Annotated in this window: 36 protein-coding genes; 4 read left to right on the forward strand and 32 right to left on the reverse strand. The window is 34.8% G+C overall.

Going from position 1 to position 22,872, the window contains the following annotated elements:
* The first annotated feature begins 68 nt into the window (after positions 1-68).
* A complete protein-coding gene (dmeF, locus tag H4J70_RS08045; protein WP_182250879.1) occupies positions 69-1,010 on the forward strand; it encodes a CDF family Co(II)/Ni(II) efflux transporter DmeF in 942 nt (313 codons plus the stop codon).
* 207 nt (positions 1,011-1,217) lie between these two features.
* Here the strand turns inward: dmeF and H4J70_RS08050 are convergent, their stop codons facing one another.
* Positions 1,218-1,907 carry a tetratricopeptide repeat protein gene (locus H4J70_RS08050; RefSeq protein WP_182215909.1) on the reverse strand — a complete coding sequence of 230 codons (690 nt, stop codon included), beginning with the start codon at positions 1,905-1,907 and terminating at the stop codon, positions 1,218-1,220.
* Positions 1,908-2,410: 503 nt separating this feature from the next.
* On the opposite strand from H4J70_RS08050, the gene H4J70_RS08055 reads away from it, so the two are divergent.
* Entirely contained in the window at positions 2,411-3,796 is a 1,386-nt protein-coding gene (locus H4J70_RS08055) for a lyase family protein (RefSeq protein ID WP_182250880.1), read from the forward strand.
* A gap of 290 nt (positions 3,797-4,086) precedes the next feature.
* Here the strand turns inward: H4J70_RS08055 and H4J70_RS08060 are convergent, their stop codons facing one another.
* The gene (locus H4J70_RS08060; RefSeq protein ID WP_182215906.1) at positions 4,087-4,605 is read right to left on the reverse strand and encodes a hypothetical protein; all 519 of its coding nucleotides are present in this window, start codon (positions 4,603-4,605) and stop codon (positions 4,087-4,089) included.
* A 405-nt stretch (positions 4,606-5,010) separates the two neighbouring features.
* Between H4J70_RS08060 and H4J70_RS08065 the strand changes: the two genes are divergently transcribed.
* Positions 5,011-5,193 carry a hypothetical protein gene (locus tag H4J70_RS08065; RefSeq protein ID WP_182215904.1) on the forward strand — a complete coding sequence of 61 codons (183 nt, stop codon included), beginning with the start codon at positions 5,011-5,013 and terminating at the stop codon, positions 5,191-5,193.
* 161 nt (positions 5,194-5,354) lie between these two features.
* On the opposite strand, the gene H4J70_RS08070 is transcribed toward H4J70_RS08065, so the two are convergent.
* The 24 genes from H4J70_RS08070 to H4J70_RS08185 all read right to left on the reverse strand — a co-directional run bounded on the left by H4J70_RS08070 (position 5,355) and on the right by H4J70_RS08185 (position 18,416).
* A complete protein-coding gene (locus H4J70_RS08070) occupies positions 5,355-5,822 on the reverse strand; it encodes an N-acetyltransferase (RefSeq protein WP_182250881.1) in 468 nt (155 codons plus the stop codon).
* A gap of 83 nt (positions 5,823-5,905) precedes the next feature.
* A complete protein-coding gene (locus H4J70_RS08075; protein WP_182215900.1) occupies positions 5,906-6,622 on the reverse strand; it encodes a riboflavin synthase subunit alpha in 717 nt (238 codons plus the stop codon).
* 528 nt (positions 6,623-7,150) lie between these two features.
* Positions 7,151-7,297: a hypothetical protein gene (locus H4J70_RS08080; RefSeq protein WP_182215898.1), complete on the reverse strand. Its 147-nt coding sequence runs from the start codon at positions 7,295-7,297 to the stop codon at positions 7,151-7,153.
* 135 nt (positions 7,298-7,432) lie between these two features.
* Positions 7,433-7,684, reverse strand: a complete 252-nt coding sequence (locus H4J70_RS08085; protein WP_070376763.1) for a GlsB/YeaQ/YmgE family stress response membrane protein — start codon at positions 7,682-7,684, stop codon at positions 7,433-7,435.
* A gap of 115 nt (positions 7,685-7,799) precedes the next feature.
* Positions 7,800-8,327, reverse strand: coding sequence for a DUF1439 domain-containing protein (locus tag H4J70_RS08090; RefSeq protein ID WP_182250882.1), 528 nt, complete (start codon positions 8,325-8,327; stop codon positions 7,800-7,802).
* A 104-nt stretch (positions 8,328-8,431) separates the two neighbouring features.
* The gene (locus tag H4J70_RS08095; RefSeq protein ID WP_182215894.1) at positions 8,432-8,671 is read right to left on the reverse strand and encodes a DUF2798 domain-containing protein; all 240 of its coding nucleotides are present in this window, start codon (positions 8,669-8,671) and stop codon (positions 8,432-8,434) included.
* 175 nt (positions 8,672-8,846) lie between these two features.
* A complete protein-coding gene (locus H4J70_RS08100; protein ID WP_182215892.1) occupies positions 8,847-9,260 on the reverse strand; it encodes a hypothetical protein in 414 nt (137 codons plus the stop codon).
* A 146-nt stretch (positions 9,261-9,406) separates the two neighbouring features.
* On the reverse strand, positions 9,407-9,847 hold the full coding sequence (locus H4J70_RS08105) for a GNAT family N-acetyltransferase (RefSeq protein ID WP_220470370.1): 441 nt from the start codon (positions 9,845-9,847) through the stop codon (positions 9,407-9,409).
* A 266-nt stretch (positions 9,848-10,113) separates the two neighbouring features.
* Positions 10,114-10,473, reverse strand: a complete 360-nt coding sequence (locus tag H4J70_RS08110; RefSeq protein WP_182242698.1) for a hypothetical protein — start codon at positions 10,471-10,473, stop codon at positions 10,114-10,116.
* A gap of 97 nt (positions 10,474-10,570) precedes the next feature.
* Positions 10,571-10,903 (reverse strand): hypothetical protein, encoded by a 333-nt coding sequence (locus H4J70_RS08115; RefSeq protein WP_182250883.1) that lies wholly within the window; start codon positions 10,901-10,903, stop codon positions 10,571-10,573.
* Between the two features lie 134 nt (positions 10,904-11,037).
* The gene (locus H4J70_RS08120; RefSeq protein ID WP_070376757.1) at positions 11,038-11,232 is read right to left on the reverse strand and encodes a DUF4177 domain-containing protein; all 195 of its coding nucleotides are present in this window, start codon (positions 11,230-11,232) and stop codon (positions 11,038-11,040) included.
* Between the two features lie 90 nt (positions 11,233-11,322).
* The gene (locus tag H4J70_RS08125; RefSeq protein WP_182215886.1) at positions 11,323-11,859 is read right to left on the reverse strand and encodes a TlpA disulfide reductase family protein; all 537 of its coding nucleotides are present in this window, start codon (positions 11,857-11,859) and stop codon (positions 11,323-11,325) included.
* Positions 11,860-11,899: 40 nt separating this feature from the next.
* Complete coding sequence (locus H4J70_RS08130) at positions 11,900-12,253, reverse strand: hypothetical protein (protein ID WP_182250884.1); 354 nt, start codon at positions 12,251-12,253, stop codon at positions 11,900-11,902.
* A 133-nt stretch (positions 12,254-12,386) separates the two neighbouring features.
* Positions 12,387-12,638: a hypothetical protein gene (locus tag H4J70_RS08135; RefSeq protein WP_182250885.1), complete on the reverse strand. Its 252-nt coding sequence runs from the start codon at positions 12,636-12,638 to the stop codon at positions 12,387-12,389.
* Positions 12,639-12,837: 199 nt separating this feature from the next.
* Positions 12,838-13,437 (reverse strand): LysE/ArgO family amino acid transporter, encoded by a 600-nt coding sequence (locus tag H4J70_RS08140; RefSeq protein ID WP_182250886.1) that lies wholly within the window; start codon positions 13,435-13,437, stop codon positions 12,838-12,840.
* Positions 13,438-13,663: 226 nt separating this feature from the next.
* The gene (locus H4J70_RS08145; RefSeq protein WP_182250887.1) at positions 13,664-14,200 is read right to left on the reverse strand and encodes a GrpB family protein; all 537 of its coding nucleotides are present in this window, start codon (positions 14,198-14,200) and stop codon (positions 13,664-13,666) included.
* A 99-nt stretch (positions 14,201-14,299) separates the two neighbouring features.
* The gene (locus tag H4J70_RS08150) at positions 14,300-14,518 is read right to left on the reverse strand and encodes a DUF6500 family protein (protein ID WP_070376751.1); all 219 of its coding nucleotides are present in this window, start codon (positions 14,516-14,518) and stop codon (positions 14,300-14,302) included.
* Between the two features lie 198 nt (positions 14,519-14,716).
* Complete coding sequence (locus H4J70_RS08155) at positions 14,717-15,250, reverse strand: DUF1569 domain-containing protein (protein ID WP_182250888.1); 534 nt, start codon at positions 15,248-15,250, stop codon at positions 14,717-14,719.
* A 166-nt stretch (positions 15,251-15,416) separates the two neighbouring features.
* Positions 15,417-15,614 (reverse strand): hypothetical protein, encoded by a 198-nt coding sequence (locus H4J70_RS20655; RefSeq protein ID WP_259364962.1) that lies wholly within the window; start codon positions 15,612-15,614, stop codon positions 15,417-15,419.
* Between the two features lie 531 nt (positions 15,615-16,145).
* Positions 16,146-16,487, reverse strand: a complete 342-nt coding sequence (locus tag H4J70_RS08165; protein WP_182250889.1) for a hypothetical protein — start codon at positions 16,485-16,487, stop codon at positions 16,146-16,148.
* 130 nt (positions 16,488-16,617) lie between these two features.
* A complete protein-coding gene (locus tag H4J70_RS08170) occupies positions 16,618-17,157 on the reverse strand; it encodes a manganese efflux pump MntP family protein (RefSeq protein ID WP_070376747.1) in 540 nt (179 codons plus the stop codon).
* A 255-nt stretch (positions 17,158-17,412) separates the two neighbouring features.
* A complete protein-coding gene (locus H4J70_RS08175) occupies positions 17,413-17,616 on the reverse strand; it encodes a DUF3565 domain-containing protein (RefSeq protein WP_182218411.1) in 204 nt (67 codons plus the stop codon).
* Positions 17,617-17,724: 108 nt separating this feature from the next.
* Complete coding sequence (locus H4J70_RS08180; protein ID WP_182218410.1) at positions 17,725-18,144, reverse strand: MAPEG family protein; 420 nt, start codon at positions 18,142-18,144, stop codon at positions 17,725-17,727.
* Positions 18,145-18,251: 107 nt separating this feature from the next.
* On the reverse strand, positions 18,252-18,416 hold the full coding sequence (locus tag H4J70_RS08185) for a hypothetical protein (RefSeq protein WP_182250890.1): 165 nt from the start codon (positions 18,414-18,416) through the stop codon (positions 18,252-18,254).
* Positions 18,417-19,172: 756 nt separating this feature from the next.
* Here H4J70_RS08185 and H4J70_RS08190 point away from each other — a divergent pair.
* Positions 19,173-19,649 (forward strand): hypothetical protein, encoded by a 477-nt coding sequence (locus H4J70_RS08190; protein WP_182250891.1) that lies wholly within the window; start codon positions 19,173-19,175, stop codon positions 19,647-19,649.
* A gap of 5 nt (positions 19,650-19,654) precedes the next feature.
* Here the strand turns inward: H4J70_RS08190 and H4J70_RS08195 are convergent, their stop codons facing one another.
* The 6 genes from H4J70_RS08195 to H4J70_RS08220 all read right to left on the reverse strand — a co-directional run bounded on the left by H4J70_RS08195 (position 19,655) and on the right by H4J70_RS08220 (position 22,776).
* Positions 19,655-20,053 (reverse strand): hypothetical protein, encoded by a 399-nt coding sequence (locus tag H4J70_RS08195; protein ID WP_182250892.1) that lies wholly within the window; start codon positions 20,051-20,053, stop codon positions 19,655-19,657.
* Between the two features lie 428 nt (positions 20,054-20,481).
* Complete coding sequence (locus H4J70_RS08200; protein WP_182250893.1) at positions 20,482-20,748, reverse strand: hypothetical protein; 267 nt, start codon at positions 20,746-20,748, stop codon at positions 20,482-20,484.
* A gap of 185 nt (positions 20,749-20,933) precedes the next feature.
* Complete coding sequence (locus H4J70_RS08205) at positions 20,934-21,125, reverse strand: PspC domain-containing protein (RefSeq protein ID WP_070376741.1); 192 nt, start codon at positions 21,123-21,125, stop codon at positions 20,934-20,936.
* Between the two features lie 114 nt (positions 21,126-21,239).
* Positions 21,240-21,503 (reverse strand): hypothetical protein, encoded by a 264-nt coding sequence (locus H4J70_RS08210; RefSeq protein WP_182250894.1) that lies wholly within the window; start codon positions 21,501-21,503, stop codon positions 21,240-21,242.
* A 49-nt stretch (positions 21,504-21,552) separates the two neighbouring features.
* Entirely contained in the window at positions 21,553-21,972 is a 420-nt protein-coding gene (locus H4J70_RS08215) for a hypothetical protein (protein WP_182218397.1), read from the reverse strand.
* A gap of 117 nt (positions 21,973-22,089) precedes the next feature.
* Complete coding sequence (locus tag H4J70_RS08220; protein ID WP_182250895.1) at positions 22,090-22,776, reverse strand: outer membrane beta-barrel protein; 687 nt, start codon at positions 22,774-22,776, stop codon at positions 22,090-22,092.
* Between the last annotated feature and the right edge of the window lie 96 nt (positions 22,777-22,872).

Consider the following 22,872-nt stretch of genomic DNA (forward strand, 5'->3'; position numbering starts at 1 on the left):
TATAGTATATTTCAAAAAATATATTGATGCTATGACTAACTGCATTAAGCAACCGATGGAGATATTTAATGAAAAAAGATAGTGGTATTCAGTGGGAACACTCGCACGATTTTGGTATTGACAGTAAGCTTCATGAAAATAAAGTAAAAATTGTTTTCTGGCTAACAACCATCATTATGGTACTTGAGATTGCTGCTGGTACATGGTCTGGTTCTATGGCTCTGCTTGCTGATGGTTGGCATATGGGCACTCATTCTGCCGCTTTTCTTATTGCTATTTTTGCTTACTCTTATGCTAAAAAGCATGCCAGTAATAAAGACTTTAGTTTTGGAACAGGCAAAGTAAACTCTTTAGGTGGTTTTGCCAGTGCAATTGCATTAGCGATTGTCGCATTGATGATGATAATTGAATCTGCTCAGCGATTGTCAGCCCCGCTATCAATTCATTTTAACGAAGCAATCGTTGTTGCGATTATAGGGTTACTGGTGAATGTTGCCTCTGTTTTCATCTTACATGATGATCACCATCACCACCACCATGACCACAACCATGACCACAACCACGAGCACCAGCACGACCATACGATGAAAGCCGCCTACTTTCATGTACTAGCGGACACCCTCACCTCTTTATTAGCGATTGTTGCCTTATTGGTGGGTAAATATATTGGTTTATTATGGATGGATCCACTGATGGGGATTGTCGGTGCCATCGTTATCTTGCGTTGGTCTTATGGATTAATTAAAGAATCAAGTGAAGTACTGCTTGATAAATCGATAAATAAATCAACCATGGATGAAATTTCAGCGGTATTAAGTGAAAAAAATAGCGTGATCAACGATATTCATGTTTGGAAAATAGCAAGCGCACACCAAGCAGCAATTCTTAAAGTAACCTCTGCCGAGCCTTTAGATTCAAACGAATATGAACGTATTTTAAAAGGATTTTTACCACAGTTATCACACATATCTATTGAAATACGCCATGATCAAAGTGAATGCATGACCTAACTTGAAGCGATAAACATCGGTAATTTTATGACTTGATGATGTAATAGCGGTTAAAGTAGAAATTTACTTTTACGATGTTTTTCATCCTTAAAATTAAAATGCAGCCACATTAGCAGCCCCAAAAGGGTTGCTAATGTGAGATAAGCTTTATAACCATTGCCCATAGCATTGACAGCATATGGTTAATATCTAGCTATTAATTGATTATTAAATTTTAGCGCTAACCGCTAATGTTAATTCATTCAACAGTGCTTGCTCGTTAACAACATGAATTAAAGGAACTAGGGTATTGAATGACGTTGGTAAACATTTTACCGTGCAAGTTTGCAGCTCGGCATTGTACAAAATATAATCCCAGTAGAACTGATGAGTCACTGCAATATGCTCGATGCCATCATCATTTTCTGTGTTAGACAACCGCTCTTCTTTTGTTTGGCTCGCTTTACTCAGTAATGCTTTTATTGAAGGTCGTTTTTCAACTTGCTCTTCATTTAAAAGCAGCGTTAGCAAACTAACATTACGTTTAGTGTTTAAGACATTAAACCTTTCGGTTTTTTTAAACCAAACGAGTGCTTTTTCAAGATCTTGCTCCATGTGTAAACCATACATCATATTATAAGCAAGTTGATACATTGCACCAGGCTCACCATCTCTGGCTGCTCGGATCAGTAACTTATTGGCTAAAGGTATATTTATTTCACGCCCATGACCTCTATAATTCATGATTGCCATCGCTAAGTTTGCCAAAGACGAACCTTCTCTAGCATATGTCTTAAAAAAGTTATATTCCATTTTGCAATCGCGCTCACAATAACTATAGTTTATTGCTGATTCCGCATTGGCATTAAATAAAAAACAACCAATTAAAAATCCCGCTAATAGTTTGATACTTTTCATATTATTCCTTCATATAAAGTAAAAAAAGTTTTATAGAACCAGACTTAACTCATGGTTAAAATCTGAATAAATTTAATATAACAATATAACAATATAACAATATAACAATGGTATTTATAAATTAATTTAATTAACGACTTTTGCGTAGTAGCCATAAATAATTTAAGTGTCTGCTAGAAAATATTTTAAGCAACTATCGAGTTCTATATGGGCCTTAGTTGCCACAATTATTTTGATACCTGTAATTGCTCGCCCGGCGGTAAAAAGGTACTTATTGCACCTAAACAATTAGCGTCTTTAAATTGGCAAGATAAAACGGTAACCTGTAGTCTTAATGTAGAGCAAATAAACTTATTCGCACAGTATCAGAGAGAAAAATTGAATGATGCTAATTACCTAAAGCGGTTAAGGCAAAACTAATATTTGAGAAATAACCCTATTCAATAGACTCTTTTCGACCTTTCTCTATGATTAATGTGCGTGATACTTAAAAGGCTAACTAAATGCAAAAAAAAGACGATAAAACAACAGTTAATAAAAAGCATATAACTGCCTGTTTATACGGTAATGAAACAGCTAAATCATTAGCCAACTTCACTATTAGCGATTTAAAAATGCCACGCGCTTTCCTTTGGGCATTAGGCACAATCAAGAGCGCATCTGCACAAGCGAACCAAGAACTGGGTCTACTTGATGCTGATAAATCTGCAGCAATTCAATTGGCTGCCAAAGAAGTTGCGGATGGTTTCCACGATAATCAGTTTCCCGTTGATGTCTTCCAGACAGGGTCGGGAACCAGCACGAATATGAACGCAAATGAAGTGATTGCTTCATTAGTTAAGTTAAAAAGTAATCAAACCATAAACGTTCACCCTAATGATCATGTAAATATGGGACAAAGTTCTAACGATGTGATCCCCTCTTGTATCCACTTAAGTGCAGCAAAACTTATCGCTGAACAGTTATTACCCTCGCTAGAACACTTACGTAACACCTTAGACAACAAAGCCGGTCAGCATCATGACACCATAAAAACAGGCCGTACTCATTTAATGGATGCAATGCCATTAAGTTTTGCTCAGGAAATAAGTGGTTGGAGTGCTCAAGTGAGTTATGCCTATGACCAGCTACAAAATAACTTACCAAGTTTATACAAGCTTGCCATTGGCGGCACAGCTGTAGGTACTGGAGTTAATACACACCCAGATTTTGCCACTATTGTCACTCGTACCTTAACCGAGAACACCGGTTTAACCTTCATGCCTGCCGATAATTATTTTCGGGCAATTAGTGCACAAGACACAGCGGTATGCATTAGCGGTATTCTTAAAACCACCGCGGTTAGTTTAAGTAAAATCAGCAATGATATTCGCTGGCTAAGCAGTGGACCATTAAATGGATTAAATGAAATTCGATTACCTGAACTACAAAAAGGTAGCAGTATTATGCCAGGGAAAGTCAACCCAGTGATCCCTGAAGCGGTTTTAATGGCTTGCACACAAGTCATCGGCAATGACACAACCATTACGTTGTCAGGACAATCTGGCAACTTCCAACTTAATACCATGCTACCTTTAATCGCTCATACGTTAGTGCAAAGTATTCAACTACTCAGCTCAAGCGCTAACGCACTTGCTGATAAAGTTATCAAAGATATAAGCGTGAATCATGACGAAATTAAGCAAAATTTAGCAAAAAATCCAATTTTAGTAACCGCGTTAACTGACTTGATCGGCTATGAAAAAAGTGCTGAGATTGCTAAAAAAGCATACCTAGAAAAAAGAACCGTAATAGATGTCGCTATCGAACTAACCAATATTAGTGAAGCAGAGCTTATGGCAAGATTAGATCCTAAACAGCTAATTGGTGGTGTTAATAAAAGCCAATAACCGGTAGCTTTCCCAATAAAGAAAACTTTCCCCGTGATCTTTTTAGAGGTGATCACGGAGTTCTAACTCATCGATTAGTCGTTATTTAAGATGATATACCAAGCTTACTAACTCGTTAATCGTTCATTATTGAAATGGGTTAACTCAATGTTATTTTCAGTAAGAAAACTAAAAATCAAAAACAGTAAACATATTTCAATATCTGCCAATAATTAACCAGATAGTACTGTAGGCTAAATTTAATCGGAAAATATAATTTAATTAATTTTATAAATAATCGAGTTAGCTAATCAAGCTGGCTCAGCAGGCTTACTCAGTAAAGTGAAGGTATACACATAACCATAAATAGCGGTAATGATTATACTAGGTGTAACCGTTAACCATAAATTAGGCGTCTGGTTAATAAAGTTAACACCAATGGCAATGCTAGATTGAATCGCTATAGGTAAAAGTGGTGCTAACAAAGTACCTGGTATAGCGTTATTACTTAAATATTTAGCCGAGCGGTCTAAGGCATTTCTGAAGGTTCTAAAAATGGCGATGTTTTGTTTTGTTTTAGAAAACACTGTACAGATGATAGGCACAACAAATATTAATGAAAGATAACTTTGCCCAAATTTCGACACTGATTTTTCTAATATAAAAGTAAATAAAATAGTAATCGTGCCGCTTAATGTTCCTTGCACAATTGCCGATCTTAACACTAGTGATTGATCTTCACTGACTAAACCATTCGCCCAATATGACCAAGCAAAATAAAAACAAAATGAGATCCCCGCCGAAAGAATCAGTCTTACTCTAGATGACATATAAAGTTGCCTTACCTGCGCTTTAGTTAATTTTCCATACTACCGCTATAATGATGCCCTCGCGATAAATATTTATTTTCAACGACGTTGTTGCTTGATATTTTATTAACATGTGACCTGATAAAATTTAAAAGCTTCACGGCCATCTCGGCTTTTTAGAAAAGGCTTAGAGTCATCGACTAGTGAAAATAAATCGATAATTGCCAGCTTAGCTGACAGTATAATCAAACTCTAATCTTTAAATGTTAACAATTCGCAAATCCATCTCTGTATATTAATGGCTGATTATTCTTACCATATTAGCCAAAATTATCATTGAAATCAGCCTGACGAATTTTTGCACTAATATGTTCATAAAAAGATGATATGATAAGTTAAATTAATTTAACATAGCGAAGATTAGTAATGCGGATAAAATTAACTCAAGACCTAGTATGTGGCAATGACACTTTTTTAACGGGTGAAGAATACGAGGCAGTATTGATATTACCCCGTTCAACTACCGTAGAATTTATAGCTGACTCAGGTAAGAAAGTCAGAGCATTTAACTATGAATATACGACAGTAGCCTCTGCAACTGAAATATAGCAAGGTGAGTGCGATCACAGCCGTTTAACAGATCAATAAACGCTGAGAATCACAAAGTGGCTTAACTTAAGTTATATCAATTGATAGTAACCGCTTTCAAAACACTCAATAAACGTAGTGAACGACCCAGCAGCGTCACTACGTTTTAAAAATATAACAACCTATATCGTTTTAATCATCTGCACCGTTTCAGGTTTAAAACCTAACGTTTGGTAGAAGTCGTTTGCTTTTTTATTATTAGCGAAAACTTCCAGATGCATTAACCTGCACCCTAAATTTTTAGACCATTTCTCAGCAAACCCAATTAAAATCTTACCAACACCTAAACCCTGTGACTCAGGTGAAACAGCCAACAAAGGTATTGTTCCACACATCTCACCAGATATACTGTCTTTATGGGTTCTAACATGAATAAACCCCAAAGAAACATCACTTTTTTCAGCGATAAAGGTAACGTTGGCTTGTGATGATTCAGCAAGCATTTCAGCAATATAATCAAATTGCATTTTTTGAATAACATCGTCAGAATGCCAAGATAACTGAGCAACGTCAGCTAAAATAGGTGAAAGTTTAAAAATAAACGAATGATCACTGAATTTTGCTTCCCTAATGACTAGTTCGTTATCCATAAACACTCTACATTCACACTTAAATATCAATTAAATATTAGCCGTTTAAAACGGCTAATATCACGTAACAATAGCCTACTATTTTAGCTGTTTTTATTTATTGGGGATTTTACATTATGCCCTAAAGCATTAATATCAACGCCTTGTTCAGACAGAATTTTCTCAAATAACGGCAGTAAAGCCCCTAGATTTTCTTCCAGTGTATCGCGTAAAGTGTCAACAACAACTTGAGTGCCACGTTCTATCTCTATGTTAATATTTTCGCCAACAGTCTTAGCCTCAAACACTGTCATCCTTCGAGTCTCAGGAATTAACCAAACTTCAAACCACTGCTCTGTCTTATTCACTTGAGAAATGGTTAAACTAGCTCCGTTTAAGGCAATGTAGCCCTTTGGAAAGACATAGCGCTTCCATTCTTTTGACAAACCTAAACGGATACAATAATTGTCTTCTATGTGAGTAATGTTGACAATAGGGGTTTTAAAGTCCACATGCCCCGACAGAGGATGACCACCAATTTCAGCCCCCTCTTTAGCTGCTCGCTCTACATTGACACAAGTATTTTTTCCATATTCGCTGAGGGTCGTTATTAAAAGGCTTTGTAGCATTACATCAAACTTGACCCTAACTTCAGACACTATTTCAGTAACCGTCAAACATACTCCGTCGACAGAAACACTTGCTCCTATTTCTAGATCAGTGCAAAAACCTTTGTTGAAATCAATAACAAAAGTTCTGATACCCTTTTCATCTGTAATATCGATAATTTTAGCTATCGATTGAATTATTCCTGTAAACATAAATATCTCTTCTTTAATTAGGCAACACGACTTAATACTCATACATTGTTAAGCAGTGAAAAAAATGAACGTTGTTGTCGGATAAGCTATGCCAATCAGTTTGTTGTTATCACTTAAGGATATCAAATTGTGTTGAATGGTTAGAAGTTTCGATCTGCATATTTAATTAAAAACATCAAAAACTATACTTTATTTTTCGCTGTGACCAAATAATAAATCAAATAAGATAGGGTCAATACGGTAGGAATTTTCAAGATTTTCCCTAGCCATCTCTCGTTCTTCTTTAGTTGCATCAGGTTAACCAAACGATTCATAGTAATCGCCAGCTTTGGCATTATTATGAGCTCTTTTATTTAATGCTGAACTGGAGAAACGACCGGTGAGTAAAAAGAAAACGATAAAAATAAAGACGCTGCAATAACACTTATCAGTAAACACAAGTTATATAAGCTAAAATAGTTGGCTAAAATTTGAAAAAAATAGCAAAGCCAACCTTATTTTATGACTTCAAGTAGAAGCTATCAGGTGTTATTTATCGTCATTTTCAGAGACAACTTGCTCGTCTTCTGACGGTACCTCCTCCACAGCTGATTTTTTCAAACGTTTTTCTTCCTTTTTTTTCTTTTTAGCTATTTCTTTCTGACGTTTTTCGAAAGAGTAATTTTGCTTAGCCACTCGTATTCTCCTCTGGGTATCTTAAATTTCTAGCATGAATAATACGGCATCCCCGGAATAATTGCGCCCTTGATTACGATTATAATAGATAAAATTAAGGGATAATGCTTTTATTTCATCTGTCGTATCAGGCTATTAGGCCTTTTTTATGATACCAACAACAAATATCAATATAACCGCCCCCGCAGTCGCCGTAACAATTGTACCAATGACTCCGCCAGCAGATATACCAAGTAAGCCAAAGACAAAGCCACCAACCACTGCGCCTATAATGCCAACAACGATATTACCGAGTAAGCCAAAGCCAGCCCCTTTCATTAACCTTCCCGCTAACCATCCGGCTAAAGCACCGATAGCTAGAAATATCACCAATTCTGTTAAATCCATAAATTCACCTCTGCTATTAAGTCTTTTTCAATGCGCGACAAACTGTCACATTACAATCGTAAAATATAAGTTGGCTATATCTACAGTAAACAACACTAGTCAACTGTTTGTTAATTTAAAACACACCAAGCGTTATAATTAATTTTTCATCTTTTACTTCCAATGATTTCAATACTGCTTTGGCTAATTTGTGTTTTACATTATCATCTTTAAATTTATAAACTGGATAAACGGCCATCACTTTTGAAAGCATGGCCTGCGCAATATCTTGTATTTTTGGAGTGAAATTTTTAGGAACTTTATCAATGGCTAAACTAATAATTGTAGGGTTTTTAAAATAAAACTCACCTTTTTTAGGCTCATAATCTAATGTGCCTTTAATCATTACTTCACCGCTACCCTTAATTCCACCGGGAGCACTAGCGTCAATATTTGCACGAATACCTATTTCATCACTTTCTTTTAGTAAATCTATTATAGGATTTGATAGGGTAACAGTGACAAAATATTTCTTTTTTTCGATTGGCATAAAAGCTGATATTTTTTCTTGTATCTCTTGTTCTGTGATTTCCTGTGTGTAATCTAACGCAACGGAAAACTGACTCAGTAGCGATAAAAAAACAAACATAATGCTTCGAAACATAACTTTTCCTTAAAAAATAACAACACTTTAAACAAAATATCAGCTAGCTAAAAATAAACGACACCGTAATAAATGCCAACTATTATTTTCGTCTAAATCATATATTAAATATTATGCTCTTCTTCGTGTAAAACAAAACTCACCAATTTATGTACAATAGGAGATATAATTAAAATAGTTGGAAAGGCAAAGATAAAAGCGAAACTCCACGCTTTTAACCATATAGGAACAATATTCGTCACCATACCTACGTTAAACACACTAATAACAAAAGACATTACGCAAGACATAAGTAACGCCATAAAAAAAGAAAATACAACTTTGTGATATTTACGTGAAATCATCTTAAATACTCATAGATTGTTCTAAGACTCAGTGTTTTGCTGAGATTAAAAAAAATTTTATGTCTGTTAACTTTGCGCTAAATAACCCCGTTCATTTATTAGCTTCGCCGGTAATTTAATTATTTATAAAATATCTATCAGGGAAAGAACCTAAGGTTGCCATTATTTAAACAGCTTATTGTATTTTTTTACAAGTAGACATATCTTTTGAAAGTTCTGTTATATATAAACCATTTTTACCGTGAAAGCGGTACACCATTATTACACCCAAATTGATAAAACTTTCTAACGCTTTATTCGCACATAATGTACCTATCAACACTTTCTCAATAATTGGTTCAAAAGCCTTTACATCAAGTTGATCAGCACTGTAATTTATCATAGTGTTATTATAGATAATGAAATTTTTGAATGTTGCTGCGTAATCAAGCCTTGTTTCTTCATCAATTATTTGAGCACCTTTAGCGTTAATTTTAGTAACTGCCTTAGTTAACTCTTGCGATAAAGATCGCTCTAATGGGGTCTGTTCAGCATGACACAACAACGATGTCGTTAAAGCGATAGGTAATATAATTTTTATTAAATCCATAAAGGTAATTTCCTTAAAAATCGAAAACTTGAAGGGATAAATTAGTTGATTAAAATATATAGCACAACTCACCGTAACAAATTTAGTCGCTGCACTATAAAGCGCTGGTTTTACCTAAAATATCAACTGCAATTAAAGCAATAAATCTAACGAGTATACTCAAAACTCAGCAGGCCATCATTCATTGCAACTTCCCTAAAACCATTAGAAACCAACACTTTTTTAGACGCTTTATTTTCGGGTGCAGTATGAGCAATAATACTATTGGTTTCTTCGAAGGAGCAGGCATGAGAAATGAGCAGGTTAACAATTTCTGTTGCATAGCCACGACATTGCCAACTAGGTAGCACAGAATAGCCAATCTCAACTATTCCATTACTATCTGGGGGACCAAAATATCCACCTGATCCCACGAGAGTTCTTTCTCCTGAAACGGCAATATTTATAGCATACCAGCCATACCAACCTTCAGCTAATTTACCGCCTTTTTCGAAACAAGAAAGAAAAAACTCCATTGCATCTCGGTCATATTCACCGCTAGGCCAATCGCTTGAAACAGATGCATTTAATTTTTCAGCAAGTAACAAAGGTGTTTCAAGTTCAATGTGAAGATGAGCGGCTGATGATGATATTAATTCGATGCGTTTTGAATTTAAATTTTTAATGATTTTTATTTACTCTATCGATTACGTTTTTTAACACTTATCCGTCAAAGACTATTTCAGCTTCTGCTTCAACTTAATAAAAACCACTTAAGCATTTAATAAACAGTCAATTAAAGCCTTTTATTTGTTTGGAATGAATCAAAAAACAGCCCTCTTAATACTCATTCTCAATGACTTATATCGCAAAATCACTCAGAAATAAAATAATAACCTTTAAATAAAGCGGGACGAAATGCAAAACCACTTAATGCTCTTAGTGGTGTATAAGATATTATATTGCCGGTTGAGACAAAACTTGAAACAACTCTTAACTGACCGTTTTCAAATTTAAATTTTAGCTGCTCATCGAGCGCGTAAACTCGACTGCTAACACCGCAATTAAAAGTGATGGCAGGTTCAAATTTATGGGTCAGCGTATCCATTTCGTTTATGGGTAATAGCTTACTCATAAGCATGCCATCAATATTAACCGCATACTTATTCAAAAAATCCTCTGCCGCAGTGCAAGACAAGGAAAAGCTTAATAGTATAAATGATAGTGTTTTCATTCGATCTCCCTATCGTTCTTTGTCGCTAAAGTTGCGGTCTATAATAGACGGGCCCTCAACTGTAATTTATCCGTTTGATTCACTTGTTTTAAAGTCTTTATAATACAGTAAAAGCAAAGGTTAATTTACAATCGATATATTTAAGCATGCGATTGACTATCACAGGTATATCAAAGCATTTAGTACCTGAATCCGAGCTAACCGATACAAATATATCACAGTCTTCAATATTAACTCTTTGTCGGACATAATAGTCACTAATGTCGTCGAAGTTAGTGTCTGTTAAGGGTACACAAACAACATAAACATTATTTTCAACATTTTTATCGCACAATGAGCCTAGTATCTCTCGCTCGAGTGTAAAGGCTTGCATCTTATCTAATCGATTGAACCTGAAGCTTATTGAAGCCCTAGTCTTTGAATTTTCCACCAAACTCTCTATTTTGTATAACGCCAAATAATCAGCGAAGTAATGTAAGCTAAATAATACAACGAAGTTAAATAACGTCGCCAGTGCTATGAAGTGATAGTAAACGGGTTAAGTATTCTAGACCTGTAAATGACCTAAATTTCTTTTTTCATTACGCCTGCGAACTCAAGACCACCTTCAAGTTCACGAAAATCTACGTTAACCAGTTCCCAACCAGCACTGCCAAGTGTATTGAGATAACTTTCAACATCTTCTCGTTTTCTCCCTTTAAACAGTCCTGCTGTCTCAACATCTCTGGTATCTACTATTTTATATTTGTACTGTTTCATCAATTTTATCCTCAAAATAATTCAATAATGCCGGCCTCAAACTTAACTAAGGAGGTTTATTACCCGCCCTTAAATTGTTGCTTATAAATTCTATATTTTATTTAAAGATACGCCATCCCTTAAAACTGATTGCCATTGGGTAAGTTGATTTAATTTATAGCTTCTCTCGATAATATTTGTGTCTCTATCAAGCTTTACTACATAAGGAACAGCACGCCCTTCGTTTCCAAAATAACGTTTCTGCAAGGCCATTGTGCCCTCACTAGCTATCCACACTTTACCCGTAAAACCGGTTTTAATTAACATGCGGTTAATTTCATCAATATCTTCATCCAAGGCAACAGCTAATAAATTAATGGGTAATTGCTTATTAGCGGTCACTTTCTCTAGCGTCATTAAAGATTTGTAGCAAGGAGTGCACCACGAAGCAAAAAAATAAATAACGGTATCGTTCCCCTTAAGTTCATCAAAAGAATGACGACTTCCTTGAAGGTCTATTAAATCTATTCTTTGAATGGGCTTGTTTACAACAGATGTAAAAGATGGCGATAAAAAGCCCAGGTAGTTTGCCCCAGCAAAGCCAATAAAAAATAATATAGGTAAAGAAATTAACATCCATTTTTTCAACGTCGTACTCCAATGTTTATTTAGCGCTGCTTAACTAGTCTTATTTGTCATCAGCCTGATAAGTGAATAAACCAATGAGTGCTTCACTCACGAAAATAACACCATACTGAATAACAACAACAAACATAAATCCAATACCTGCTTGAGCAGAAGGCGTTATGCCAAATAATAATACTGCGCATAATAGTGAAACAATAACGCCAGCTATCGCCCTACATCCTATTAACAAAGGGCTACTATAAGCGGCTCTATTTGCAAGCAAAAATACCAGCAGGTAAGGGAGCAAAATAAAAATAGCTTCCCAAAAACCAAACCCCCAATATTTATAAGTAACCGCTATTAAACTAATTAACGATAAGGCTTTACTATATTTATAAAGATTCAATCTAATCATTTGCATTCCTTTGCTCATCCGCTCTCAGTAGAGAGTAATATTATCATTGGCAAAATGCCAAATTAGTAGCACAGCTATTTACGTTATTGCCTGCCCTATTTAATTTATTATCGTTAAGTTTAACTAGTTTACTTTAGGTTTTCTCAAGAATACTGTTAAGTTCAGCCCTTAAACGTATTAGAGAGTCTAAGTGATTGTTTGAAGATTTGCCCCCTCCATATTCAGCTTGTCTAGATTGAGAAAATTTAACAATATTTAAGGCCATGTCTATTTTCTCAACTAAAGCAGCACCCTCTTCAGGTATCGGTTTGATCCACTGTAATGAAGTTGATAGATCTTCAGTCCCTTTTTTAGATAATAATTTTATTAATTCACACGCGTTCATATAATACCTTTACTGATTATGCCCATTTATAGGCAATAAATATCTAGCTAAAATATTGAGGAGATTATAATAACTATTTTTTGTTTAACTAAGCCTATAAGCCCCAAACCAACAAAAGTTAATAATAGAACTATTGCTGTGATGAGATACACACATTTCCCTTGGCAGCCAATAGTCAATTCACTGTTAAGTATACCTTTTAACTAAAAATTAACGTAAAAGCAATGATGAGCATAGTAAGTCCAACAATAAATTCTAGCACTTGCCATGACTTTGGTTGTTGAAATAGCGGGGCTAAAAATCTTGCTCCATAACCCAAACTAAAAAAGAAAGTGAATGAAGCTGAAATTGCCCCTAAGGTAAATTCAATTTGCTTTCCCTCATATTGTGTTGAAATGCTCCCTAAAAGCACCATAGTATCGAGGTAAACATGAGGATTTAACCATGTAAAAGCAAGACAGATGGCAATCGTTTTTAAGACTGAATGCTGTACTTTAGCTTCTGGTGTTAAGACATGACGTTGACTGAATGCTGACTTAAAACTCAGTGCAGAATAAACAAGAAGAAACAAAGCACCGCCATAACGGGCATACGTTTCAATAAAAGGATACTCATTTACAATAGCGCCAAACCCTGCAACACCCAATGAAATTAAAATAGCGTCAGAAATAGCACAAATAGTACAAATTAATAAAACATGTTGTTTTTTAATTCCCTGCTTCAAAACAAAAGCATTCTGAGAACCTATTGCAAGGATAAGAGAGAGGCTAAGAAAAAATCCTGCGAAAAAAGTTGTCATATAAATTATCTTTTCTAGTTGAATAAAAATCAAATACTACGATTAACCCTTTATACAGGGGGCAATAAAATAGCTTTTGTTAGCAGCTAAGTAAACTTTAAAGTTTACGAATGCCGCTGTGCGGCTATTAGGCACATAGCGTGTTGAGATACTTGCTTTAACCCGAAGGCTTTGTTCTTGTATAGATTAAATATTTTTTCAGATAGCACTCATTGTAAAATCATTTTCATGATGTGAGTTTATTTTCATGTAAAACTTGCTGAATATACGGCCACTTTTTCTTAGTGTATTCATCCCTATCGTCTTTATAAGTAATGGCTAATTCTTGTTTTAAATTTGCGTATCCGTTAGCGATAACTGAGTTTGAACGTAATAAATTTCTGAACCTTAAACGTTCATTCCAGAGTGGGCTTTCAAACGGCACCAAATGTAAGTGATGTGTGCGAAATTCATCTGAAGGTTTGCAAAACCAATGCATAACTTCAGGCTTATAAGGCCAATATTTATAACCGTTTTGGACAAGCGCTAAAATAGCAGGTTGAGCGAGTTCCAAAGACTTAACGCCAAACATTATATCTATTATCGGTTTCGCAATCATGCCCGGAACAGCAGTACTACCTACATGTTCAACAGAACCATAAAGCCAATCACCTGCAACAGCTATTAGGCGTTTTTTTTCTGCTGCAAATTTATCATCCCAAGATGAATTATACGCTTCAAGAACGATTGCGGCTTGACTGATATTTTGTAGTTCCTTTGTCATTAAACCTCACCAAGTGCGAAATCACAGTCGATTATTATATTAAGTGCAGTGAAAAAATTGGGGTTAAATTTTATCAATTATGCGATTGGTTATCTTCCATTACAAACCATTTTCTACCATGGTTTTAATTTTAATAGCCTTAACGAAATGATCTAATCTGTGAGTCTGTATCCACCATGTTGCAACTTCCATAAGTAGTTCAGGTGTTTCATTTTTATTAGCAAAAAAGGCATAAAATGATAGTCCAACGTTGTCACCATTACTCGCTATTTTTTTATTACAAACGTCGATAATTTTTAATCGTAACTCTGCTTTCATTGTTTACTCATCGCCTTTAAATTTACCATTAACCCACAGATCTATAAGGTATATTAACGGCTTTATCTTTTATAAACATCAATCTATGCAAATACCTGATGAGTCAGTTAACGTTTCTATTTTAGATTCAATTAACAGAAACTATGCAAAGCACTTAACATTAATTTGAGTGATTTTAGTGACTTGACCACGGCATTGTTAAGTCTTTATCTCTTGAAGATGGTTATATAAATGCATGACATGTGCTATTTCATACTCCGCTTTCGATAGCTCACCGTAGGCAAAATGCGGCGCAAGAATCCCCTGATAACGGCTAAAGTTGAGCAGAGATTGTTTTAAACGAATGAGTGCGTGTGTTGAGTCTAGATGTTTAATAATAATTGGAGCACTTGGAATAGGCTCTCCTAAGTCATGTGTCATCTTACCCTTAGATGCAAAAATCGAGAATGCGAGTTGACCAACCGTACTCTTAAATAAATTCGATTTATGTTCTGGAAATTCAGACATTGAAAACTCTACACTTTGTGCGCAATGGGTAAATATTTGATATGGGTTCCATTCGCCTTGGTGGATAAGACTTTCATCAGATAAATCATCTAGCTTTTTTAAAGCCATCTCTACGGTAAGGCTATTTTTATTGCCCTCTTTAATCAGGGTAAATGCGCCTGCACCTACTCCTAAAATAACTCCGCCACCTACCAGTGAAGCTTTAACAAACTGTCTACGTTTCATTTCAAATCCTTAAAAACTATTCTCCCAATAGGAGGCTAAGTTTAGTGAACTAAAGGTTATTGACCGTCCTAGACAAAAAAGCACAGCTAAAATTTTCCCGACTTGAATGACTTATGTTGGCACTGTTATAAGAGTTATTATTTAAATCGACCTTAAAGTAAAAACATTAAGTATCGTTCGACTTTCTCTCTTGTTCCATTTTAGCCATTCTAATATTTAATTCTATAAGAGACTTTTGAATATCCATTAATACAGGATTAGATTTAGAATGGTTCCTTATTTCTTCTTCACGAAAGCCGAGTCTGGAATCAAGGTAACCAATAATCAACGACAACAAAACGAAAGTGAACAATATAATAGGCACTGCAATCATTGGACTTGTAAAGACAAATTCAGTGACAAAATTATCACCTAGTGATTTAATAAAAACGAAAATTATCAGGAGAAATTGTACATATCCAATATACATTTTCGACCTATCTATGTAGACCTTCCATCGAATCAAAGTTTTTTTGTTAAGTCGTGAAATCAAGTAAACTCCTAGGGGTATGACGCCACATTAAGCGTCAGAATATCAGGTAAAGTATTAGGTAAAGTATTAGGTAAAGTATTAGGACGAAGTAAACGATATTTCTTTGCAAGGATATGTGAATACCCCTTACTGAGAAATTATTGATACCGCATCACCCTAGCATTTTGGGCTGCCCAGCAATTATTAATAAGATCTACAGGTGAAGTCCAGCAAACATAATCCCATTTTACTGCGCTAAAGTTACCACAAAAAAGAACTCAAACAAGCAGGAAATCATTTAATTAGCACCGTGAGTAAATATAACCTCCGCTAAGCGACTAAGCGCAGTTTACTAGCGCTAGCAAAAGGCTACTTTAGCTTTAATTAGCTAGTGTGATTTTCTTGTGAGATAAAGTTTTTTTCCATAATTTCTATAATAACAGCCTCTGACAGTTCATTTAGTGCGTATTCAGCCGACGAATAAATATCACCTTCTTTGCTACCCAATGCTATTTCTATAGTATCAGGCTTCTCATCATGGATGAGTACAACGATCTTCTTGTTCTGGGCTATGCAATCAATGGTAATCGCATCAGCTTTCATGCCTTGGTTACGTAGGTTTTTATCCATTATGCCCATCAATGTATCAACATTATCAAATTGGTTGTAGAACGAGTCATTCGCCTTAGCGACAATCTCTGATACCTTTTTTAGTGTACTTTTCATTTTATTAACCTCAATAAAGATAATATAAATACCCTACCCAAGGATAAGTAATTATTAGCTATATTTATAAGAAATGGCGCGAATCAAATGTGAACGCTCATTGTAAACGTGTTGAATACCGATTAACCCTCTAATTTAATAAGATATTTATGCCTATTAAAATCAAAGTGACACCACCCAAGAATTCAGCCTTACTTTCTAACCAAGTACCCGTTTTAGCGCCAATTAACACACCCAACCAACTGAAGAAAAAAGTCATGCTACCAATAATAAAGCAAGCGACGAATGGATTTACAGCTAAAATGGTAAAAGTAAAGCCAGCTGCCATGGCATCAATACTGGTAGCGATGGCAAGTATTAGCATAACGCGATGAGTTACTTTTACAATATCATCTTCTATGCCTTCAGAAAAAGATTCATAAATCATTTTAACACCTATGAGCAAAAGCAATAAAAAGGCTAGCCATGTAGCATAAGACTCCATCCAACCTAGTATTCCTCGTCCTCCAAGATACCCCAATAAAGGCATCACCCCTTGAAATAGCCCAAAATATACTGCTGACATTAATGCCAAAGGTGTAACCTTGCTATTGTGTTTTGCCCCTAAGCCAATTGATACTGCAAAAGCGTCCATACTCAATGCCACAGCTAAAATTAATACTTCATTCATTAAGCAATTCAACCGTTAAATAAAAAAACATAAAAAAACCAACACCAAATTAAAAGTAAATTACAGATAAAGGAATATTGACTAGAATAAAAGATACACTGTTTTGTTGGTTGTTATAGAGTTCAAGGTCCGAGCCTTAAAACGATAGTTGTAAAAAAGCCACCTAATCGACTAATTAGACCAATGAAACCTGCTAGGTATCTTACTAAGCACTCATTTCACCATCTAGCGTAGAGAGAATAAATGCTAAGGTTATTATAGATCTGATGGCTGCCCTAAGTCACATTTTTTACACTTTAATAGGTGGCCTAACAACGAATCGCGTCCCTTTTCTGTTATTACCCAAGGGCGACTTATAAAAGGAGGGTTATGTCTGACATGCTGAAAGTGACCACATTTTAATTCAGCGACCCAATCATCTTCTTCATCTTTATGATAACCGACAATAGATTGATTCATTAATACCTATCACAATTTGTTTAGAGGTGAAAAATAATCGTTAAATAACAGAGTAAAAAACAACGACCAAGGACTCATCCAAGTTTTAAAAATAATATCAAATAAATTTTATTTGCTTAGTATATCTAAAGCTAAAATTCCCCACATAAATAATACCGCTAAAAAATTTATATTAAATACACTGCCTCTCAGGCGAATGTTTGTTGAAACTATCTGAACAATACTATGCACCACACGTCCGATAACAAACATCCAAGCAGCCCATAAATATGCGCTTTGATATAAATCGGGCCGCGCAATTAAAATGATACAGATAACATAAAATAATACCGGCCATTCAAATTGATTTGAGAGATTAGCGCTAGTGCTTTTCTCTAAGTTAAAAAAGGGATGACAATCATCTGGATTTTCAACAGTACCCCAAATATTTGGAGCACGTATTATTGTTAGTAATACATACAGTATGACTACCCATAAAACATAAGATAATAATGGTGCAAATAAAGCGTATTCATTGATAACTTTCATATTTTAAAATTCACCTAGCGCCTTCTAAAAGACTAATAATGCTTAGCTAAAATATCGAGGAATAAAAAAGCCAATGGTTTGTTATATATAAAAAATAAAATTTTACGTTATTTGTTTGCGGCTACCGGCTTAGAAAAGAAAACAAAAGGGATCGCTAATGTACCAACAAGCAGTGCTGCTAGCACCCATAATGTTTTATTAGCATTACGGTATTTAGCTACATAAAAACACAAAACCATACTGATTAAACTTATAATAAATAAGATCACCATTATTATTTACTCCAATCTATAAATAAAGACACTAAAATTAAACAGACGATTATAGAGACAAATAATGTTCCATTAAAAAGCAAGTTATTGATGGTAAAATAGTCGATGAAGAAGTAAATAGCTAACGGTTATTTTTATACTTGGTATTTTATTATATTTTAATTGTTTAGATAAGCCACTAACACAATGGATAGCACATAAAAGGATATTCCTAACAGACAGATTAAATTGATTTTTTTAGACTTTATCTTCTTAAAAGAAGCAAAATCATGAAATTCTATTTTAAACTGACCCAAGGTCAGTATTTTTAGAATCAAGCCGCCAGTCGTATAAAAAATAAATCCAAATATAGTCTCAATTAATAACCAAACAAATATATCTATAACGAAACTCATACAACTTACTCCTAAAACAAATATTCTATTAGTTACTGATTTTTCATGGTATGTCTGGCAAAAAACAAAAAAACAACGTTTATCTGTCAATAATGTAGCTTACTTATTGATGACATATTCTTTAACATCAAATGATTCAACTAACGAAAACATCTTACTATTTAAGCCTAAGTCACAAAAATCATCTAATGCTATTTGGTCTTGCCATTTTTCAAATATGTTAACTTGGTTAGATTCAATGGGAACATGCTCTTTTTAGCATAACTTGTTAGGCCGTCACCTGACAAAAATATACTTTTGTTCGAAATTAATAAGCGTTTAAACATGTCTAGTAATTATCAAAACACACCAAGAGTAACAAATGAATACCAAAAATTTCATCAATATATTTTTAATTGGCATTTTTTCTAGTATTGCCTTTATTGTAATCCAACCTTTATTTGGAATGCTTACGTTAACATCAAGACACGCATCAGCATATATAAACGTAGGTAATTATAATGAAACTACCGCCATTGCATTATCATGGCTTGTACATAGTAGCGTATCCGTGTTCTATACGTTTATTGCTAGCATTATTTATAACTTTAACGCTTCATATTTAGTAAGTGTTGCGCAAGTAATAATTTTAGGATGGCTAACAACACTTACAGCAACCCCTGCCAATGAATGGGTTGTAAAACTGATAACTACAGGACAATTTACATCAATTACGTCTTTATCTGAGTTGAACACTGAAATTGGCCCTAAATTGTGGCTTCATATTTTATTTTTTGCATTCGTATTAACCGGACTGGGACTTACTAGATTAATCAGTTCACCCAAAATATCCGTTTAAACAATTTATAAGCTCACTGCATATGAAGCTTGAATTAATTTTTCAGCTTCTTTAATAGTCAAATTTGATGATTTACAAATGACATAACCATTAACTTGAGAGATGATATATTTAGGGGGAAGGTCTCTGGGAATATGTTCAAACTCTCTTTCTACAAGCTCAATTGCGGTAAAACCAGCGATACCACATAACTGCGTAGCTCTACGATTAAAGATTTTATGAGCAGCCTTATGGTCACTCCATGGGGCAAAATTTGTTTTTGCTACAATAGAATAAAGCCCTTTCTGAAGCTTATTGTCAGAAAATCCACCACCTAAGGCATTTGGCCCATTATTTAAATTATGATTGGACACAGTACAACCACTTAACAAAAAGACTAATACAACACACTTTGAAATTTCCAATATCATTCCTTTAATATATAACGCCCTATAACAAGCAAAAATTAATTAGCTAAAATGCTCAGCGACCTCAGAAAAGCGAGCTATGTTGCATTTATACCAATGCTAGAATAATTAATAACCCAACCTTCACTCAAAAAAACATTACAATTAAACTGCTTTTAAGGGTAACTTAAATAAGGTGTACAAATTATTTTTTAGATCCACAGGCAATAAAGGCGATATAATATTAAGTATGGAACCGCTTAAGTGATCCGATAAAATAGAGTCGAAGATTATTTTTAGTCTTAAAAATTTGAGCACGTTTAGCGTTTTTATACTGCCATGTTTTATCATTACTTTGCGTGAAAGCGCTTTCCATAGTTATTAAGTCACCTGAGTGAGCTAAAAAATAGTTAATCCCCCATTTGAAAGACTTATTATATGCCCCTCTAAATCACACCACCGGCTTTCAAAATAATAGCCGTTACTGCGAGCAAAAACGCCCCTGAATAAACCATTTTCCCAGAATATGCGGCTTTGTCCCAATTCATAGCACAATAAACTAATGAAAGAGGAAAGCACAAAAATACAGACCAACCAAATAAGTGCTGTTTATTTCCCAGAGCTACAATAGCAGCAAAAATCGAACCTATAACCAATAGCATTAACCCTATGGACCCAGTTAATAACGCCATTACTATAATGTTTTGAACCATACTTAACTCATACCTGTATTTACGATAAAAATGGAGAAATAATACCACGTTAAGAGCTAAATCTGTTAGGCACAAACAACAGCCAACTGTTATTTAGTGGTGCATTAATGCCTTGTAATGTAACTATGCTAGATTGGTAAAAAATAACTAATAGCTAATAGCTAACTCTATTGCCTTCTTGGTAATTACCGATTAGGAGGAGGCATCCACAAAGCTAATCCTGTGTATACAATAACAATGATCCCTCCAGTCAATAGTGCGGTGAGTAAAAAAGCGATTCTAACTTTATAGGGATTAATCCCCTGATATGCAGCTATTCCACCAGCAACTCCTGCTAGTATGTTTTTTTCTGATTTAGGAAGCTTACCAAAATCCATTTTTATACTCCTAGTTATATAACGCCAAGCTAAGTGGCGATAAATTGTTGGCCAAAATAAGCGGGGCACGAGAACGGCCAACTGTTTGTTATCTGTGTTTAATAGCTTATGTTGTTACAAGCCGAAAAATATCCAGTGACTTTTAAACCTTTCCTTAAGGTTTGAATCCGTTTGTATTACCGAAGAAATTTGAGAACACTCAAATATTAATTCAGATTGCCCTTTAATAGCTGCAATTATATTAGGGTAAATCACCAGTACATTTTCTATTACAACCGAATTTAATAATTTAATATTAACAATTGAAGCATCCTGCTTGACCTCTTTGAAGGGACCATCCCTTTCGATTATTTGTATGGGTATTTCAAATTTAGCCAACGCCTAACCTTCCTTTACAACATAACGCCCCATTAAGAGCCAACTGTTATTAATCCTGCTTGAATGCCTTATATGGACCATTTTTGATCGACTTTATCTGCTTTCTTTCGGCCTCAGTTAATACATTATACCAGCGAGGATAGGACCAACCATAACCCCATCTAAATGACGTAGGAAAATATGGGCTTCCTCCCACTCGCACACCTGCTAACATTAGCTTGGCAATTTGTGGCTCGCCAGTTTTTGAAACACACTGATGAAGTTCTTTATCTGCAACCAACCTCTCTTCATAAGTTCCACCTTGCCAATAAGCATAATCGTGAGCAGTGCAGCAAGATAACCATAGCTCTTTATGATCAAATGTACCGTCAGGGAAAGAACTGCACCCATCTGATGTGAAAGGTTTAATATTTTCAGCTTTAACTGTCACTGAAAAAAGTAGGAGGATGAAAACAAAAACTATACGCATACACTTTCCATGATTAACACAAACGCCTAATTAACAGGCAAAAAATTGGTTGGCTAAAATAGCGATGATGGAACAAATAGCCAAGTGTTTTTTGTCCGACTTGAGTGGCTTAGGTATTTAGAACACCCAACCTGCAACTATTGATAAATCTTTTACATCATGGCTAAAAGAACCACTTACATCATTGACAGCATAGCTTTCATTTACAGATAATAGTGAGTACTCAATGCCAAGATATAAATCTTCTGAAAACTTATATTCTGCGCCTAATGAATAATATAAATCATTTCCACTTCCATCACTAACTGGTGGAGGGCTAAAATTTGTAAGTTTTTTTGGCGTATAGTTTTTATATGACCAGTGAGCAAGTCCAACCCGAGCATTAACAGTAAAGTTAGTGACTAACTCTACTTCACCTTTTATTCCAAACCTAATAGATTCAATTTCGACAGGTATAATTGCTTCTGCGGTATAGTCATGCTCAGAACCTAAACAGCAATCTCCGCCAGAAGGTGTACCTGTGATCGAAGTAGGATAATAAACTGTAAATTCATTAACCACACTTCCATGATCATGTTTAGCAAGTTCAATTGAAACATTATCGAAAAATTTAACACCGAATCTAAACCCAAATGAACTATCATTCAAAGTTGCAGAATAGCTCTCATTTGAAAATTTTGGATTTAAGAACGATTTAATTTCATGTTGGGATTTACCGATAAGTATTTCTGATACGAAAACTGTTTCCCCTAAAGCAAATAACGGGAATAAAGTTAAAATCATCCCAATAATATTTTTTTTCATTTACATCCTTTAAAATAAATACAAACTCTGAACTAGAGAAATATTTAACGCCCTACTAACAGGCAAAAATTGTTTGCTAAAATGTTGAGGAACGAA

Origin of the sequence: Colwellia sp. BRX8-9, from assembly GCF_014077245.1 — a bacterium.
Lineage (GTDB): Bacteria > Pseudomonadota > Gammaproteobacteria > Enterobacterales > Alteromonadaceae > Colwellia_A.